The sequence below is a fragment of the Vibrio sp. 10N.286.51.C3 genome (genome assembly GCF_003050065.1).
Lineage (GTDB): Bacteria > Pseudomonadota > Gammaproteobacteria > Enterobacterales > Vibrionaceae > Vibrio > Vibrio crassostreae.
In genome coordinates, this window is record NZ_PIGC01000011.1 from 158,552 (window position 1) to 175,141 (window position 16,590).

Below are 16,590 nucleotides of genomic sequence, written 5' to 3' on the forward strand. Positions count from 1 at the left end.
TATGAAACTATCAAAACTAATGCTAAGTAGTGTGACTCTTGTCTTCCTTGCAGCGTGTGGCGGAGGCGGCGGTGGTGGTGGCTCTACCACATCAGCTCCAAGCTCTGTCCCACCAGCGGATGATTCCTCATCAGGCAACACGTCATCTGCTGGCAATAACACAGTGACGTCTAGCGTCGCGCCTGCGGCACAAGTGTTGAGATCGGTCGAGCTGACCATACCGGAAGACTTTGATTTCTCAACTGAGAGGGAAGTCGCTGTGACGGTCGATGTCGCAAGTTCACAAAGTTCGCGGGGCTTTATGAGCTTGTACACTGAGTTTGATGGGGACGTTGTCGACTACACCTCACAAGTGTTAAGAATGCCTATTAATGAAGACACTGACTTTTCAACAACGCTATTGTTGCCCAACCATGTTGATAAAGTTTGGGTCGAAGTGTGGTACCCATCAGCATTGGGTAGCGAGGTGAGAAACTCATATAGCATAGAAAATGACCAAGTCGATGTGATTCTCTAACATGGTATGAGTGTTAGTTAGCGCTTCATATTCGAACCATTAATATCTTTGCCGCCATATTGGCGGCAAAGTTGTTTCTGCAATACAAAAAATGAATAGGACTGACGAATAATGGAATGTGGTTGATATTGTCAACTAAGTGTTTTTGGTGTATCTTTACCATCGTGATACAACCCTAATTAAAGAGTATCACTATGTCGCTTTATGCCTGCCCTCAACAAAGAACGTTATGAATAAAAGACAGTTTATTGCCCATTACTTGCGCATGAATCGCACCTCGTACTTACTTGCGGTTGTGTTCATTTTTCTCGTTAACTGGTTACAAGTAGAAATCCCTCGTTATATTCAATTGGCAATAGATCTGATTGATGACGCCTCTTCAAGTGGACATCAACAGTTGCAGTCCTATGTGTGGATCGTTGTTGGTATGTCGGTTGCTATGGTCGTTGTTAGGATTCTGTCTCGCATTTACGCGCTTAACCCCGGGCGAATTACAGAAGCTTCACTTAAGACCACTCTTCTACAAAAACTGAATCGCTTGCCAAACAGCTTTCACGAGCGCTTTGCTTCTGGCCGTTTAATCTCAATCATTAACAATGACCTAAGTGGTATTCGTTTGATGTTTGGTGTTGGCTTTCTGCAATTCTTTAATGCGTTGCTCGCTCTATCGCTAACGCCGCTATACATGTGGCGTATATCGCCAGAACTAACCCTGTATTCGATCATTCCGATTTCAATCGCTTTCGTGATTTTCCGAGTGGGCTTTAAGCGCATGAAAACGCTCCATCTAGAGCATATGAAGCGACTGCAAAACTTGTCTGCACAACTGATGAGTTATCTGTCTGGGATTGATCTGATTAAAAGCCAGCAGATGTCACCTTGGGTAAAAGCGGAGACTGAGAAGCTGAATCAGCTGTTACTTGAATGTCGCCTTAAAATCACGCGTATCCAAGTCTTCTTTATGCCGGTTCTCGATTACGCCAATGACCTAATGAAAATCATTATTATAGGTCTAGGTGGTTTTATGTTGATGAGACAGGAACTGACCCTAGGTGAAATCACAGCATTCCTAACTTACTCAGTTTTGCTCGCCATGCCGCTTATGCAATTAGGACGAATCGCGACGATTTATCAGCGCGGTATGGTCGGTATTCAAAGCGCACAAACTATTCTTAATGCCCAAATCCCAGAGTTGGATGAGCAGAAGCTTTCTGAGCTCGATGTGAAATCGCTTAAAGGAAAAACGTTCTCCGTGCGTAACCTAAGCTTTAGCTACCCGGGTGAAGAGCGTCTGATTCTCGATGACATCAGTTTTGATATTCCAGCAGGGAAGAAAGTCGGAGTGTTAGGCGGAATCGGTGCGGGCAAAACGACGTTGGTGAACTGTTTGAACCATCACTTAGACACTCCACAAGGTTCAGTACTGCTTGGTGATAGAGATATCACTAGCTTCTCGCGTAGCGATTTACGTCGTTACGTTAAAACCGTCACCCAAGACCCGTATTTGTTTTCAGCAACTGTTGAAGCGAATATTCGTTTTGGTAGCGGCGATACCGAGCTAGCAAAAAGCCAGGTTGATGAAGTGTTAGAGCTTAGCCAATTAGCCGGTGATGTGACGCGCTTTGAGCAAGGTGACCAAACCTTAGTCGGTGAGAAGGGCATTATGTTGTCAGGGGGGCAAAAACAGCGCTTGAGCATTGCTCGTGCTCTATTACAACCAACCGATCTCATCATTATGGATAACGTTCTGTCTGCCGTTGACTACGAGACTGAGAGAAAAATCTTAGAAGGCCTATTTAAGCGATTGGAAAATCAGTCGGTTCTTGTTGTCTCACATCGTGTTAATGCACTTGAATACATGGATGAAGTTATCGTGTTGAATGAAGGAAAAGTGATTGCTAAGGGCGACCATAAAACCCTACTGAAAACTTGCGATTACTACTACGAGACATGGCTACTACAGCAAAATGAAACGGAGGCAGCAGCATGTTAAAAGGTGTTGACCTCAAGTACCTCAAGCATTTCTTTAAGTTTGCTAAGAAATACAAAGGCTCGGCGATTTTGGGCATTGCGATGCTTCCGCTTTCTGTCATCACAAGCTTGTTGTTCCCATGGTTGATTATTCAAGTGATCGACGTTCAGTTGAGTCATGGTGATATGGACGGGCTGTTAGAATACGTTTTCTACCTCGTTGCTGTACTAATCGTCAGTTATGTAGTGGATACCACTTACGCATATAACCTACGTAAAACAGGTCAATACACGATTACTGACATGCGCTCAGTTCTGTTTGCTCGTGTTTTGAAATTGCCACGCAGTTACTTTGACAATACACCAATCGGTGTCACGCTCTCGCGTCTAACCAGTGATTTAGAAACCATCGGTGAGACGTTTGTTCAGTCGGTTGTCGGTTTGGTAAAAGACAGCATTAACACCATTGCGCTGCTGGTCATGATGTTCTTAATTGATTGGAAGCTGACGCTGATCGTATTGATCATCATGCCTCCGGTCATGTATCTGACTGTACATGTTCGAAATCGACTTCGTGCTCTGTATAAGGTGACTCGTTCGTCACTGGCTCAAGGTATTGGCTTCTTGCAAGAAGTGCTGTTTGGTATGAAAACCGTACAGATGTACCGAGCAGAAGAGCAAGTCGAACAACGTTACCAAGGCTATACCGACGAGTTTTTGAGAGCGCAGAAAAAGATCAATAAATACGACGCTATACTGTTCTCATTCATTTCTGGTATTACATCCATCACCATCGCGGTAATGATTTGGTACGGTTCTGAGCAAGTGATAGAAGGGGTGCTCACCTTGGGTGTGCTGATTGCGTTCATCAACACCTTAGAAAAAGTGTTCGTACCGATTCGAGACTTCACCTCACAGATTACTTCGATTCAGAGCTCATTTGCCGCGTTCGACCATATCGAAGAGCTGTTTGTTGAACCGACCGAAGAAGAGGGGCGCAACCTGCTGCCATCAGAGAAGGTTGCTAAACCGTTAGAGCAGTTTGAAAGCCTTGAGTTTAAGAACGTAAGCTTCCGCTACAAAGATGATGCTCCGTACGTTCTAAAGAATGTCTCGTTTGTATTGGAGAAAGGGCATCAAATCGCACTGGTGGGCTCTACAGGCTCAGGTAAGTCAACGATTCTGCGTTTGATCTCGAAAACCTACCAAGACTATGAAGGCAGCATACTGCTGAATGGCATTGAGCTGTCGCAGATCTCTAGTGAAGACTCGACACATTTGTTCTCGATGATGATGCAAGATGTGCATTTATTCGAAGAGACGATTGCGTTCAATATCGCACTAGGTAAAGAACATTTATCAAGTACCGAGATTGAGCAGGCGGCGCGTTATGTTTATGCCGATAAGTTTATTGAACAACTGCCTCAAGGCTATGGCTTCCAACTAGATAAGAACGGGGCAAACTTATCGGTAGGGCAGACGCAGCTGATTTCGTTCGCTAGAGCTGTCGCCCAAGGTGGACAACTGATGATGCTAGATGAGGCAACCAGCTCGGTAGATTCGATTACCGAGGATCTCATTCAAAAAGCGATGCAGCGTCTGTTCAAAGAGAAAACCGTGATTGCGATTGCCCACCGTTTGAGTACTGTTCGTCACTCAGACACCATTTTGGTGTTGGAAAAGGGTGAAATTGTTGAGCAAGGTAATCATCAACAACTGGTGGCGCACAATGGTATTTATGCTGGCTTGTTACAAGAATCGATTGTAGAAACGGGCGATTCTCAAGCTACGTTAGCCTAATTGCCCAAAATCAGGCTGTTGCTTTCAATAAGACGAATTGGTCTTGTCTATGCTTCACCAGTTTCTATTGTTTTCTAATATTCCCAATGGGTTAGGGAAATTAAACATATTTTTCGATTATTAATATGTTATGATCCCCCTACTACTAAAGGGGTGTCTTCGGGCATCGGGATGTATGCGAGCAAAACGTAAGTGCTTGTGTCAGTCACTTTCTGGCGAATATGGAATCGAAAATGTTGTTGGAAGAAGTTGTAGAAATTATTGAATTAACCGACTCAGACCATTTATCTCACGCAATGGACCTGTTTAACGAGCATGGCTTTGTTTCCGCAGAGCATTTACCTTTCATGTCGGTGGTTTTTGAAACAGCGCCAGAGCACCTTGCGAAAAAGTTGTCGCAAATAGGCTTTAAAGGTTTAGTAAAAGTAGAGAAGAGCGAAGACGCAACTGGCTTTATGATTGTTGATGCTGAACAAATCCAGTTTAGCAAAAGCGCGTAATTGGAATCGCTCCCTAACATCCATTATGACTATTTGAGGTTAACACAGTGACAACAGCTACCGTTTCATCAACAGAGCAACACGTATCCAATGAACATGCACTTTTGGGTGCGTCGTTATTAGCATCACAAAAAGTAGAACTGGCGCTGTTTACTGTGATCTCTAAATTAACTAAAGCATTATCAAAAGAGCAGCAACAGTCATTAGGTTTGGATCTGGATACCTTTTTAAGGGAGACCTCAAGTGAACAAGCCTCTACGTTGAGCCTATACGAACAGACGTTTGGTGAGCAGCTTCCTTTGAAGACAAATGAACTTAACGATTTTATTTATCATCGAAACTTGGTAACTCGAGGCTTTTGGCGAGTGACTGGCGCCGATGTTAAAGGCGGCGAGAAGCTTGCTAACCCAGAACTTTATTTAAAAGAGTTCTTGGCAAAATGTGAATACTGGCAAGTGATGCTTGATACCCAAACCAAGTAAGCGAATTGAAATAAGAAAGCCATAGCGAACATGCTATGGCTTTTTTGTTTGTGTAAACCGTCCTGAGTTCTCTGATTCTAGAGCATCATCTTCAATACATAGTTCTTAGAGACAAAGTGGTGTTTAAGGGCGGCACTGATATGCAGCACAATTAAACAGGCGAGGACAATACAACTGGCACGATGTAGATAGAAAAAGAAGCCGTTGATTGCAGAGTTGGTAATTAGGTTATTTACGCCCACTAGCCAAAATAAAGAGTACGGCTCCTTTAGCATTAAGTAACCGGTGCTGAAAACCATAAACATCACAAGGTACATCAAAGAATGTGCAAGCTTAGCTACACATTTTTGCCCTTCAGGCACAGAGGTTGGCATGTTTGGCGATGAGCGAAAGTGGCTCCAGATATAACGCACCACGAGCAGCGGTGTCGCAACGGTCGCCAATGACATGTTGAGCACTGACAAAAAAGAAAACAGCTCTGGATGGCTGGTGACATAGTGCATCACATACCCTGCTATTGTTGCGTAGATGATTACAGAAGCCATTACCCAGTGCAGTACACGGCTTAATAAATCGTATCGTGGATTATTCAAATTAACCTCGCTCTGATCGTTATTAATATAAGATTCATCTCGATGCAATAAATCAATTTTTGGTATATTCGCATCGCGAATTAATTATATAGAACAGTATTACGCGGTATTTTTATAATTTAGAAATTAATGATGTTGCTTCAGGTGTTTTATAATTATCAATGATGTTTTAGAGTGTTAATTCCAATATGGACATGGCAAAATTGTCGACTTCCTAGCTTGTATGCTTATTACGAGATACAGTTAGTCTAAAGATAAATATATAAGGAATGTATAATGCTTCGAATCTTATTGATTGCAGTTATCTCGGTGTTCAGCGCGATGAGTTTTGCAAGCGAAGAGGTTAAGTACTCTGAACAAGAGTATTTGGATAGACCGCTGATGGAGCGCTATATCTTGGATGAGCTGAAGCAACTACGAATGGAACAGCAAGATCTTGAAAGACGCTTGACCATTCAGATGACTGACCGGGAACTGACTGTGGCAGACAAGTCTCTGAATTACGCCAATGTAACCGTAACCTACTTCTTCTACATTATTGCCGGTGTTGCCTCCCTAATTGCATTGGTGGGTTGGCAATCACTCAAAGAGTTGAAACACACCACCAAAGAGATGGCTGACCGACGACTCAACGACATAGCCCAAGATTATGAGAAGAAGTTTAACGTTCTTGAAAGGGATCTTAAGCGTAAGACTCGAATCATCTCAGAGAACAACCGAGAAATCGAAATCATCAATGAAATTCATAATTTATGGTTGAGGGCTCAGAATGCTCAAACCGCCGAGCAGAAAATTGAAATCTACGATGAGATCTTAAAAGTTCGCCCGGGTGATTTGGAAGCACTAACTTACAAAGCCGATGCCGCAATGGACATGCAGGAATACCACTGGGCGATGAGCTTATGTAATCGCGTGTTGGAAGTGGACGATCAAAATGCTCACGCCTTGTATCAACGTGCTTGTGCTTACGCAAGGTTAGGTGCTGAAGGCCAAGCGATCGATGACTTAGAGCGCTCTATCGAAGCCAGTGGTTCAATGCGGGAGTTATTGGCTGATGAACCTGACTTTGAGATGCTGCGTGGCTTAGAACGCTTCGAAGCACTTCTTGAAGAATAATACTAGATAAAGAGTAGTGTTAACTAAGATGGTGGGCCTTGCATGCCCACCATATTTTCACGCCAATCGCGCTGCGGTTTCTTACATTTCATTTATTTCTTTGAATGAATTGTTATGTTATAACACTTTCTAAGTTCCTCGTTATAACCGCTAAGTATTTTATGAAGTTCCTCCGTATTGGCCTGATCGTTATTGCTATCAGCGCATTTTCCCTTGCTGCTTTGCTCTCTTTTCATCCTGAACCAGAAAAAGAAATCTCAATAAAAGTCACGCCTTATCAAGAACTGCACACGGACGGTAAGGAGCAGGCGCCGCCACAAACCAATTCGAACTCAATGATCAAAATTCACTACTTTGTGAAGGTTGGGGATACCCTCAGTAATATATTCGAATCGTGGAATCTGCCTTATGAAACGGTTCACAAGGTCATGGAAGCGGATCTTGAATCTTTGAAACTCGACACAATAAAGCCTGGTGACCATCTAGAGTTGCTGTTGGATAGTGACTCCAAACAACTCGTAGAGCTCATTTTCCATGAAAGTCTCGTAGAACAAGCTGTCTTTACGAAAAATGATGATGGAAGCTTTAACTACCAATTTCATGAAATGCCTGGTGAATGGAAGGAAAAACTCTACGCGGGCAGTGTTCATGGTAGCTTTTCAACATCTGCATACAAAGCGGGGCTTACGACAGCTCAGATAGCCAATATTACTCGCACGTTGAAAGATAAAGTTAACTTCACTCGTGAACTAAGAGCAGGTGACAGCTTTAATGTACTGGTCAAAGAGCAGTACACGAATGATCATTTAACGGGCAAAACAGAAGTTCAAGGTATCTCAATTCAATTAAGAAACCGAGAAGTGGCGGCGTTTCTTGCGCCTGATGGTCTTTTCTACGACAGAGAGGGTAATAGCCTAGAGCAAGCTTTCGATAGATACCCTGTAGATAGAAAATTCCGAAGAATTACCTCATCGTTCAACCCTAAACGAAGACACCCAGTGACAGGGCGTATTTCGCCACACAATGGTACTGACTTTGCGACGCCTGTGGGCGCACCCGTATACTCAACGGGTGATGGCCGTGTTGTGGCGCTTCGTGACCACCCTTATGCCGGGAAATACTTGGTGATTGAACATAACAGCGTATACACGACACGTTATCTTCACTTGAGCCGCTTCCTCGTAAAGAAAGGTCAGCAAATTAAGCGAGGTCAGAAAATCGCGTTATCAGGTGCAACTGGCCGTATCACAGGTCCTCATTTGCACTTTGAGGTATTGGTTCGTGGTCGAGCAGTCGATGCGATGAAGGCTAACTTACCGATGGCAAGCTCAATTATGCCTAAAGATAGGAAAGAATTTTTGGCTCGAATGGCCTCTTTTGATGCCATGATCTCTGAGCCAGCAGGTCGTGCAAGTTAGAGCTATTCAAGCCTAAGTTGTCCAACGAATACAATAACGCCCCTTAGCTAACGATTTAGCTAAGGGGCGTTTTTTCTAGGTAATCACACGATTTAGCGAGTGATTCAACTAAGCCACAACCACTGCTGTGCCGCTTGCTGAAACCATCAGCATACCATTGCCTGTGCCAAGTACTTCGTAATCAATATCTACGCCTACCACTGCGTTGGCACCCGCTTCAATCGCTTTCTGCTCTAACTCTTTGAATGCGTAGTTACGTGCTTTTTCCAGTTCTTTCTCGTAGGTACCAGAACGTCCACCCACAAAGTCACGAATACCCGAAAACATATCTTTGAACACGTTCACCCCTAGGATAGCTTCTCCGGCAATAACCCCTTTGTAATCGACAATGCGTTTGCCTTCGACAGATTGTGTAGTGGTAATAATCATAATGGCCTCTGTAAGTTAGATGCGTTGTAACTAGCTGAATAACGGCTAGCTGTAGTTGGGCTAGAGCAGTTTTATTCCTGAATATCACCGCTGATTATTGTCTCTGAGCGTGTGAATTCATGTCTCAACCATGTTCTCAGTTTTAGCACACTTTCTTGTTTTAATTTGTTTTTCGGGCAAACAAAGTAGAAATCTTGGTGCGGGTTAGCTACTGGATCGCCAAGCTCTACCAGCATGCCGTGGCTAATATCATCTTTCACAAACAAGCGATGCGTTACTAATACGCCTAATGAGCGAATTGCAGCTTGCACGGCTTGAATGGAGACATCGAATGTTAGATTGCTATGGAATGTAGGCAGTGGGATTTGGTAATTGTCGCACCATACCTGCCAGTCGTGTTGTCGCCTTAGGTTAAAAACACCAATGGTCGGGTTTTGTTTGACGAGTTGTTGAACGCTTAACTCACTCTGGTTTTTTAGCAGAGTTGGACTGCATACCAAGACCAGATCATCATCGCCAAGCTTTTCGCTGTAATACTGATCCCATTCATTCGGTTTGCCGTGCACAAGGGCAATATCGACACCTTCCTGCTCTAGATCAAAAGGGCCAGTTAAGGTGGAAATACGGATATCAAGTGAGGGAGAAAAAGCTTGGAAATCGGGGACGCGGGGAATCCACCAGTGCATCGCGAGTGAATTGACCATGTTGAGGGTAATGCGGTGGTCGTTAGGTGTTCTGGCAAGCTCTTCGGTCGCCTCTATCACTTGCTCAAGTGCGGGCGCGACTTTGCGGTAATAACGCTTACCTGCGGCATTAAGAACAACACGACGGCCGACTCGTTGAAACAAAGGCTTGTTGACCAGTTGTTCTAACGACTTTATGGATTGGCTTACCGCTGAGTGACTGACATACAACACCCGCGCGGCGTCAGTCATGCTGCCAGTTTCAGCAACGGCAATGAAAGCGTAAACGGATTTAAGCGGAACGAGTTTTTTCATTGGTAAGTTTTCCTTACAGTTATGGTTAATATTACTCGCTATTTTTCATCACGTCACGCCACTAAAATGGGTGTAATAGGAGGTGATAATTATGTCTGATATTACCAAGGCAACGACTTTCATGTTGTTGTCGACGTTCAGTTTGTCTTTAAGTGGCTTAATGGCCAAATATCTATCTGAAGTGATGCCCACTTCGTTACTCAGTTTTGTGCGGTTTTTTTTACCCAGTCTGTTCTTATTTCTTTTTCTGACCTTTTACAAAATCAGCAAGCCGACACGAGAAATGTGGAAACCTTTGGTGATGCGGGCGATCTTTATGGTGGCGTGTCAGTGGTGTTTCCTTACTTCACTGCAAACCTTAACGCTTGTTGAAGGGGTAGTGTTGTTCAGCACTGGTCCTCTGTTTATTCCATTGTTAGAAAAGTTAACATTTAGAACCAAGATTCGTACAACGACGATAGTGTGTTTAGTTGTCACCTTTGTTGGTGTAGTGATGATGGCAGGGGATTGGTCGCAGTTTGAATTTGGCTCAGAGTTCTTTAGACCAGCACTGCTGCTTGGTTTAATGGCGGGCATGTTTAATTCAGGCTCGCAAGTGAGCTTGTACCGGGCGTCTAAAACCAGCCTTTCGCCAGCTGAGCTCAATGCGTGGACCTTCTTAGTCGCGGCAATCATTGTGATTCCAATGGTGGTGTTTACTTCAGTTTCTGCGGTGCCTGATGTGCTTGAAAGTGCAGAGAAAGGAACCTTGTCGGCGTTACTGTCTTTTGATGATTTACGCTGGATTGCTCTCGTAGCTTTCGGCCTTGCACTGTTTACCATCAATACCCAAATCTTCCGTTCCAAAGCGTATAAGCTTGCAGAGAGTGGCTCTCAACTGGCGCCACTAATTTTCACTAACATGTTGTTTAGCGCATTGTGGCAAGGTGTGTTCTTTGATGATGTATTTTCTACTCAGCAGTTGGTTGGTATTAACCTGATTGTTGCTGCGAGCATCACTAATACCTTGTTAGCTAAAAAGCGTAGTAAAGACGGGCAAGCATCCAAGCCAACGAGCAACTCCAAAGAGAGCTCGGTGTTGGGTTTACAGCCAATAGTTAAGCGCTAAACCTTGTCAGTAACGGTTTAAAAAAGTGAGCGAATATACTCTTTTACTTTTTCGATGTGTTTCGTTTCATCGATATCGCATCGTTGGCTTAACTCAAGGAATCGCTCTGCGTATTTGTCATAGATTTTATTTTCTAAAAACAGTAAATAGAGTTTGGGATCAATATGACCGCTCGTCGCCATGTTGGTCATGATATTGAGCGATTCACTGAGCAGCTTTCCTTTTTTATACGGACGGTCGCTGGAAGTCAGGGCTTCAAACACGTCAGCAATCGCCATGGCTCGGGACGGCAAAGGTAATTGATCTTCACTCAACCCACGAGGGTAGCCCTTACCATCAATACGTTCATGATGCCCACTGGCAATTTCGGGAATATTTTGCAGGTAAGGTGGGTAAGGGAGCTTGTTTAACATGGTGAAGGTCTGAATGATATGGTCATTGATCATGAAGCGTTCTTCTTCGTTGAGAGTGCCACGATTGACTTTCAAATTGTGCAGCTCGCCTTGGTTGTATTTGACCTCTCCAGGCTTAAGGACGAACTCTTCTTGCCACAATTCTGCTGGGTTAAAGCCATTATCCCATGGGATCTTGTGCTCTGGCTTGTCCGCAAGGAGTGGTTCCATCACTGGTAATGTCTGTTCACTGTTATCTGGTTTAGCGTCGGCAGATTGTGACGATTTCTGCCACGAGTTGTACCTCTCTTTTTCAGCCCAAGATATTCCAAGTTGATCATTTAACGTTCGTTTCCATTGACGCTTGGCTATTTGGTCCAATCGTTCCAACTGTTCTTGTGTCATTGATTCTCCGCCAAGGTTGCACTGAGCAACAAAGGCAAACTCTTCATCGAGGTCGGAAAGGGTTTGTTCTAGGATCTGTAGCTGCTCTTCTTGAAGTCCACCATTCGCCATCGCTTTCCAGTAGTCAGTTTCGGCTTGTTGTTTGAGTAGTTCAAATCGCATACGAACTTCGTGGATTCGGTCGTAAATGGTCTCAAGTTTGGTTGCTTTGTCTACCACATACTCTGGGGTGGTGACTTTCCCACAGTCATGTAACCACGCGGCTAACATCAACTCTTCCCACTGCTTGTTGTCCAGAGAGAACTGAGGGTAATAACGGTCGTCATCGATAGTCGCTTGGGTTAACCATTTGGTCAGCTCGGGTACTCGTTGGCAGTGACCTCCAGTGTATGGGGATTTGGTATCAATCGCAGAGGCGATCAGCTCAATAAAAGCATTAAGCATGTCTTTCTGTTGCTGCATTTGGTCAATGTTGTCTTTGGCTATTTCCGCAAAGCTCAATAACTCTCTTAAAAAGGCGTGTTTGTCTGCTTGAGCTTTGGTAATCGGCCTTTCATAGCCAATCGCCACAATACCAACCAACAGTTTTTCGCGGTTCAATAATGGGAACAAGTACAGGTCTGAGTTGAAGATAGAGTCTTGATAATAGTTGAGTACATTGTCTTCTCGATTTAGGTGGATGGTCTCTCCTGACTTGAGTTTGCACAGTAACCAAGGTGTGTGTTTGATGAAGTCATTGATGTCTGCTTTGAAGGGAATGATCGCTAGGTTGGCGGCGGTATCAAATACATCTTTCTTCTCTGATTGAGTAAACAGCACAATGGTTTCGGCCTTGGTTATCAGATAGCTTTGGTGAGCGATGTTCTTGGCAAGTATCGAGAACTCCTGATTCCCTGCCGTGTCCCGAAGTAAGTTGATGAGGTCATGAAGCGTGTGTTCCATTAATTCGATGGAATGGGCGAGGTTAGCTACCTCTTTGATCATGCTCTTCGGATAATGGGTACGACGGAAATCGAATCGTGCAATGTTATCGGTAAGCTGCATCAGAGTATTAAGCGGCTGGGACAGCCGATTAGCTACTAGCCACACGATACCAAAGCAGATAAACAACATCCCAATCGCGACCGCGACCTGTTTGTCACGCATTGAAATGAGGTCAGAAAGCAGTTCATTGTGTGGTGTCGCCTCTGCCAAATAGAGGGTCACGTTTTGGGTGAGCTCAACCGGAGTTAAGGTCAGTGCCCATGTATTCAGGTTGTACTCGACGTTTTTGAGATTGAGGTTAAACTTTTCCTCATCTGAGATTAGCGGCCCCAATACTGAAGATTTTAACGCTTCCATTTGCTCTCGTTTGGGGATGTTGAAAAAGCTCTGCTCCTGCTCACTACCAGAGAGTTTTCCAGCGCCATTTACATTATTAGTATCGTCATGGTTAGCTTGGAAGGTGAGGTTAGAGGTCGTTAAATCCAGTTGATGCTGACCCAGAAGATTAAAGTGCTGGTCAAATAGAGCCAGTCTGGTCTGCGGAGAGTAGGCCAGCTCACTGATCTGAGAAGAGAGTGAACTCAGCGTGAAGTCGGCGCCTACCACATGCTTGCCATCGGCTGAACGCCTAGACAGTGTAATGCCATTGGTTTTAAGAAAATAAAAAAGATAGGGCTCGGATAGGTGGATTGAACCATCGGGCTTTGCATTGCGATACCAAGTACGAGTCGTTGGGTTAAATATACTCTCGCTTTGTACCGTGCTGATGACCTGATGCGCACCATCGTGGTAGGTAATAAAGTTCTCACCATCCAAATTAGTGCTACTGACCATCATGGTCGCTTTGGCAGGGGCATTATTTTCGGCCCTTTGTTTATTGGTGCTCAAGGGCCGGAATATTCTAAAGTTGCCATCCTCCGAGCCATAGAAGAGCGCAACTAAATTAGTATTCTGTTTGAAGATGATATCGACTGATGCTAGCCAAGACTCCTTATCGGTAGAGGAGCTTTGTTGATTAACAAACGGACTGACCGCCATCACGTTCAAAGTGGTGATGACAGGCGCTACTGCTTGCTTGAACACTGATTCCAGTTTATCACGATGCTCATTACTGACCTCACGAACTGTGCCCAATAGCAGCTCTTGAGAATGCCGATAACTTATTGATATCAAAACTGCACCGACAAACGTTGTCAAAATTAGGAAAAGGCTAGTGATGTGGATACTCAGCGGATAACGTCTTCGTCTCATCTAACACTCCAGCGTGTGAACTGGTTTAAGTATTGACGAACTTGGGTAGGTTGCAAAAAATTGGTGCAATTAAGGCGGCGCTGCGACAAAGTCGTGCTTCCGATAGCTAAGTGAAATGAGAATAAAGCCTTATCTTTAAGTGCTAATGGTCACTTGTGGTTGGTAGGGTTGCTCCGAGATGCTGTACAGGCTCGATGTGGGCAATACATATCTAGTGTTATTAATATTCCTGACTAGAAAAACAAGCATTCCGAGTGTTTTATCAATTAAGCGTTATTATGTTAATATCATCAGTTATTTTGCACATCTATAAAACATCTAGGTGCTGTATGTGTTGAGCCTAGAAGGAACAGTAATGACGTTAGAAGCCTATATTCTCAATGTAGGAATATACTCAATTTTCCCATTGTATTTTGCTACGTTAAAAAATCGTGTGCGTACAGCTGCATTTTATAACTATCTTAGTATTGTACTTTTAGTGGGAGGGCTTGCTGGTGCAGTTTATTCCTTTCCTTTATCCGAAGATTTAAGTATTTCAGGCGGAAATATTGCTTATGGTGCATTCATGATGAGCACTATAATGCTCATTATTATTGAGCGGGATTTTAGCACTTTTAAACACATGTTTCTGTTAGTAGTAGCTGTGGATTTGATTGCCTTTGTTGGTTTCAACTTTATGGCTTGGTTACTGGAATCGGAGTATGCGTTGAACCCTTTTGCAATCCCTTTCAGCATCTTTGACGTATCGTTGAAAGTTCTTGTTCTTGGAGGGGTTTTGATTCTCCTCGAAATATTGTTATTGATGTTTATTTTTACACAAGTGAGTAAGTTCCTTTCCAACCTACCAGCGTTGGCATTCATCTATACGCTAGCCTTTGTTTTTATCCTTTGTTTGGATGGAGTACTGTTTCCTGTTTTAGCTTTTGGCCTGAGCCCGCAAATCGTTTCTATCATATTCGGAAATATACAGGGTAAGTTGCTGATTGCGGCCTGCTATAGTGTCCCAATGCTGATCTTCTACTTTTTGTTTAGGGGAGATTTTGCCAAGTTTGTTAGTTCGCCACTATCCATAAAGGATTTGACTAAAGCTCCTAGAAAAGAGTTGCTGGCAACATTGTATCAATATGAGTTGCGTGATGAGCAATTGCAGAGAGAAAAACAAGATCTCACAAAGATTGCACTTTTTGATGAGCTAACCTCTCTTGCTAATAGACGTAAATTCAATCAAAAGTTTGAGTCTGAATGGTCTAGATGTGAACGCGAAGGGCAAACTTTAACCTTAGTGATCGGTGATATTGATTTTTTCAAGCAATATAATGATGCGTATGGCCACCATCAAGGAGATGTTTGCCTTAAACAAGTCGCAAAGTTATGGAAGCAAATTTTTAATCGTCCCTCAGACCTTGCTGCTCGCATAGGAGGCGAGGAATTTGCCATTATATTGCCAAGCACATCTATAGAACAAAGCAGAGCTCGCCTTAATTCATTCTTAACGGTTTTGCACAGTCAATCGATTCCTCATCGTTCCTCACCCATTGCTTCTCATGTAACGATGAGCCTAGGTGTAGCGGAATGCGTTCCGACGAAAAGCACATCGCCAAATGATCTGTTTATGCTTGCTGATAAGCGCCTTTACAAAGCAAAGAATAGCGGGAGAAATCAGGTTATTGTCGATTGAATTAATTTTAACAATACTGAATGATGAACAGTATATGATTTCAAATCGCTCAGCATCACATTAAGCAGGTGTCTGTTGGGCATTTTTGAAGAAGCTATATTAGACCAACCCAACTCAAAATTGATTGACTAGACCAAGCGAAGAGAGCATTGATTCATGGAACTCAAAGTAGATACTCACACCCACACATACGCAAGTGGTCATGCTTACAGCACGCTTATCGAGAATGCCAAGTCGGCAAAACAAAATGGCTTAGACATGTTTTGTACTACTGATCATTCAGAATCAATGCCAGGTGCGCCACACTACTGGTTCTTCAGTAATCAGCGTGTGCTTCCTCGCTTTATCGAAGACGTTGCAATTATCCGCGGCGTTGAATCAAACATTATGAACACTCAGGGAGAAATCGACATTCATCCGAGCGTTGATAAGAACCTAGATTGGGTGATTGCCAGCTTCCACGAGCCTGTTTTTAGCCCTTCGGATGTCGCGACCCATACAGAGGCTCTCGTGAATGTGATTAAGGGCGGTCGAATTGATGCGCTTGGCCACTTGGGCAATCCTAATTTTGATTTCGATTTTGAAGCCGTTATTCAATGTGCGGTTGAGAACAACGTGGCGATTGAAATCAACAACACCACACTCAAAGGCAATAGCCGAGTTGGCAGTGTTGACCGCTGCTATGAGATTGCAAGAATAGCGAAGGCGAAGGGGGCATTTATTACAACAGGGAGCGATGCGCATTTCTGTTTAGATGTCGGTGGCTTGGATTTAGTCGCCGCATTGTTAGATGAAGTGGGTGTCGATTCGAGTAAAGTGATTACCCATTCGCCAAAGCAATTCCTGGCCTTTTTGGCCTTACGCGGTCGTAATGAAATCCCAGAATACTCAGCTCTTATTTAAGAGAATGTCGGCGGGTTTGCATTTCGATACAATCAATTTTTGTGC

Annotated in this window: 14 protein-coding genes; 10 read left to right on the forward strand and 4 right to left on the reverse strand. The window is 43.7% G+C overall.

Going from position 1 to position 16,590, the window contains the following annotated elements:
- The first annotated feature begins 1 nt into the window (after position 1).
- The 5 genes from CWO27_RS14045 (at position 2) to CWO27_RS14065 (ending at position 5,270) form a co-directional block, all read left to right on the forward strand.
- A complete protein-coding gene (locus tag CWO27_RS14045) occupies positions 2 to 517 on the forward strand; it encodes a hypothetical protein (RefSeq protein WP_102431485.1) in 516 nt (171 codons plus the stop codon).
- Positions 518 to 746: 229 nt separating this feature from the next.
- Positions 747 to 2,510 carry an ABC transporter ATP-binding protein gene (locus CWO27_RS14050; protein WP_102431486.1) on the forward strand — a complete coding sequence of 588 codons (1,764 nt, stop codon included), beginning with the start codon at positions 747 to 749 and terminating at the stop codon, positions 2,508 to 2,510.
- On the forward strand, positions 2,504 to 4,288 hold the full coding sequence (locus tag CWO27_RS14055) for an ABC transporter ATP-binding protein (protein WP_107899096.1): 1,785 nt from the start codon (positions 2,504 to 2,506) through the stop codon (positions 4,286 to 4,288). The genes CWO27_RS14050 and CWO27_RS14055 overlap by 7 nt, the downstream gene beginning before the upstream one ends.
- Before the next feature lie 233 nt (positions 4,289 to 4,521).
- A complete protein-coding gene (locus CWO27_RS14060; RefSeq protein WP_107899097.1) occupies positions 4,522 to 4,788 on the forward strand; it encodes a hypothetical protein in 267 nt (88 codons plus the stop codon).
- Positions 4,789 to 4,835: 47 nt separating this feature from the next.
- Entirely contained in the window at positions 4,836 to 5,270 is a 435-nt protein-coding gene (locus CWO27_RS14065; protein WP_048659122.1) for a hypothetical protein, read from the forward strand.
- A 77-nt stretch (positions 5,271 to 5,347) separates the two neighbouring features.
- Here CWO27_RS14065 and CWO27_RS14070 read toward each other — a convergent pair whose 3' ends face one another.
- Entirely contained in the window at positions 5,348 to 5,863 is a 516-nt protein-coding gene (locus tag CWO27_RS14070) for a cytochrome b (protein ID WP_080967654.1), read from the reverse strand.
- A 276-nt stretch (positions 5,864 to 6,139) separates the two neighbouring features.
- Here CWO27_RS14070 and CWO27_RS14075 point away from each other — a divergent pair, with 276 nt between their 5' ends.
- Together CWO27_RS14075 and CWO27_RS14080 are read left to right on the forward strand one after the other, a co-directional pair.
- Positions 6,140 to 6,979: a tetratricopeptide repeat protein gene (locus CWO27_RS14075; RefSeq protein ID WP_102431489.1), complete on the forward strand. Its 840-nt coding sequence runs from the start codon at positions 6,140 to 6,142 to the stop codon at positions 6,977 to 6,979.
- Positions 6,980 to 7,140: 161 nt separating this feature from the next.
- Entirely contained in the window at positions 7,141 to 8,397 is a 1,257-nt protein-coding gene (locus CWO27_RS14080) for a peptidoglycan DD-metalloendopeptidase family protein (RefSeq protein WP_107899098.1), read from the forward strand.
- Positions 8,398 to 8,505: 108 nt separating this feature from the next.
- On the opposite strand, the gene CWO27_RS14085 is transcribed toward CWO27_RS14080, so the two are convergent.
- Both CWO27_RS14085 and CWO27_RS14090 read right to left on the reverse strand, forming a co-directional pair.
- A complete protein-coding gene (locus CWO27_RS14085; RefSeq protein ID WP_004730185.1) occupies positions 8,506 to 8,826 on the reverse strand; it encodes a heavy metal-binding domain-containing protein in 321 nt (106 codons plus the stop codon).
- 71 nt (positions 8,827 to 8,897) lie between these two features.
- Positions 8,898 to 9,824 (reverse strand): LysR substrate-binding domain-containing protein, encoded by a 927-nt coding sequence (locus CWO27_RS14090; RefSeq protein WP_102479184.1) that lies wholly within the window; start codon positions 9,822 to 9,824, stop codon positions 8,898 to 8,900.
- A 91-nt stretch (positions 9,825 to 9,915) separates the two neighbouring features.
- On the opposite strand from CWO27_RS14090, the gene CWO27_RS14095 reads away from it, so the two are divergent.
- Positions 9,916 to 10,932 carry a DMT family transporter gene (locus tag CWO27_RS14095; protein ID WP_107899099.1) on the forward strand — a complete coding sequence of 339 codons (1,017 nt, stop codon included), beginning with the start codon at positions 9,916 to 9,918 and terminating at the stop codon, positions 10,930 to 10,932.
- Between the two features lie 17 nt (positions 10,933 to 10,949).
- Here CWO27_RS14095 and CWO27_RS14100 read toward each other — a convergent pair whose 3' ends face one another.
- Positions 10,950 to 13,964, reverse strand: a complete 3,015-nt coding sequence (locus tag CWO27_RS14100; protein WP_107899100.1) for an HD domain-containing phosphohydrolase — start codon at positions 13,962 to 13,964, stop codon at positions 10,950 to 10,952.
- 355 nt (positions 13,965 to 14,319) lie between these two features.
- Between CWO27_RS14100 and CWO27_RS14105 the strand changes: the two genes are divergently transcribed.
- Positions 14,320 to 15,642, forward strand: coding sequence for a GGDEF domain-containing protein (locus CWO27_RS14105; protein ID WP_055319405.1), 1,323 nt, complete (start codon positions 14,320 to 14,322; stop codon positions 15,640 to 15,642).
- 156 nt (positions 15,643 to 15,798) lie between these two features.
- A complete protein-coding gene (locus tag CWO27_RS14110; protein WP_055319406.1) occupies positions 15,799 to 16,545 on the forward strand; it encodes a phosphatase in 747 nt (248 codons plus the stop codon).
- Positions 16,546 to 16,590: the final 45 nt, after the last annotated feature.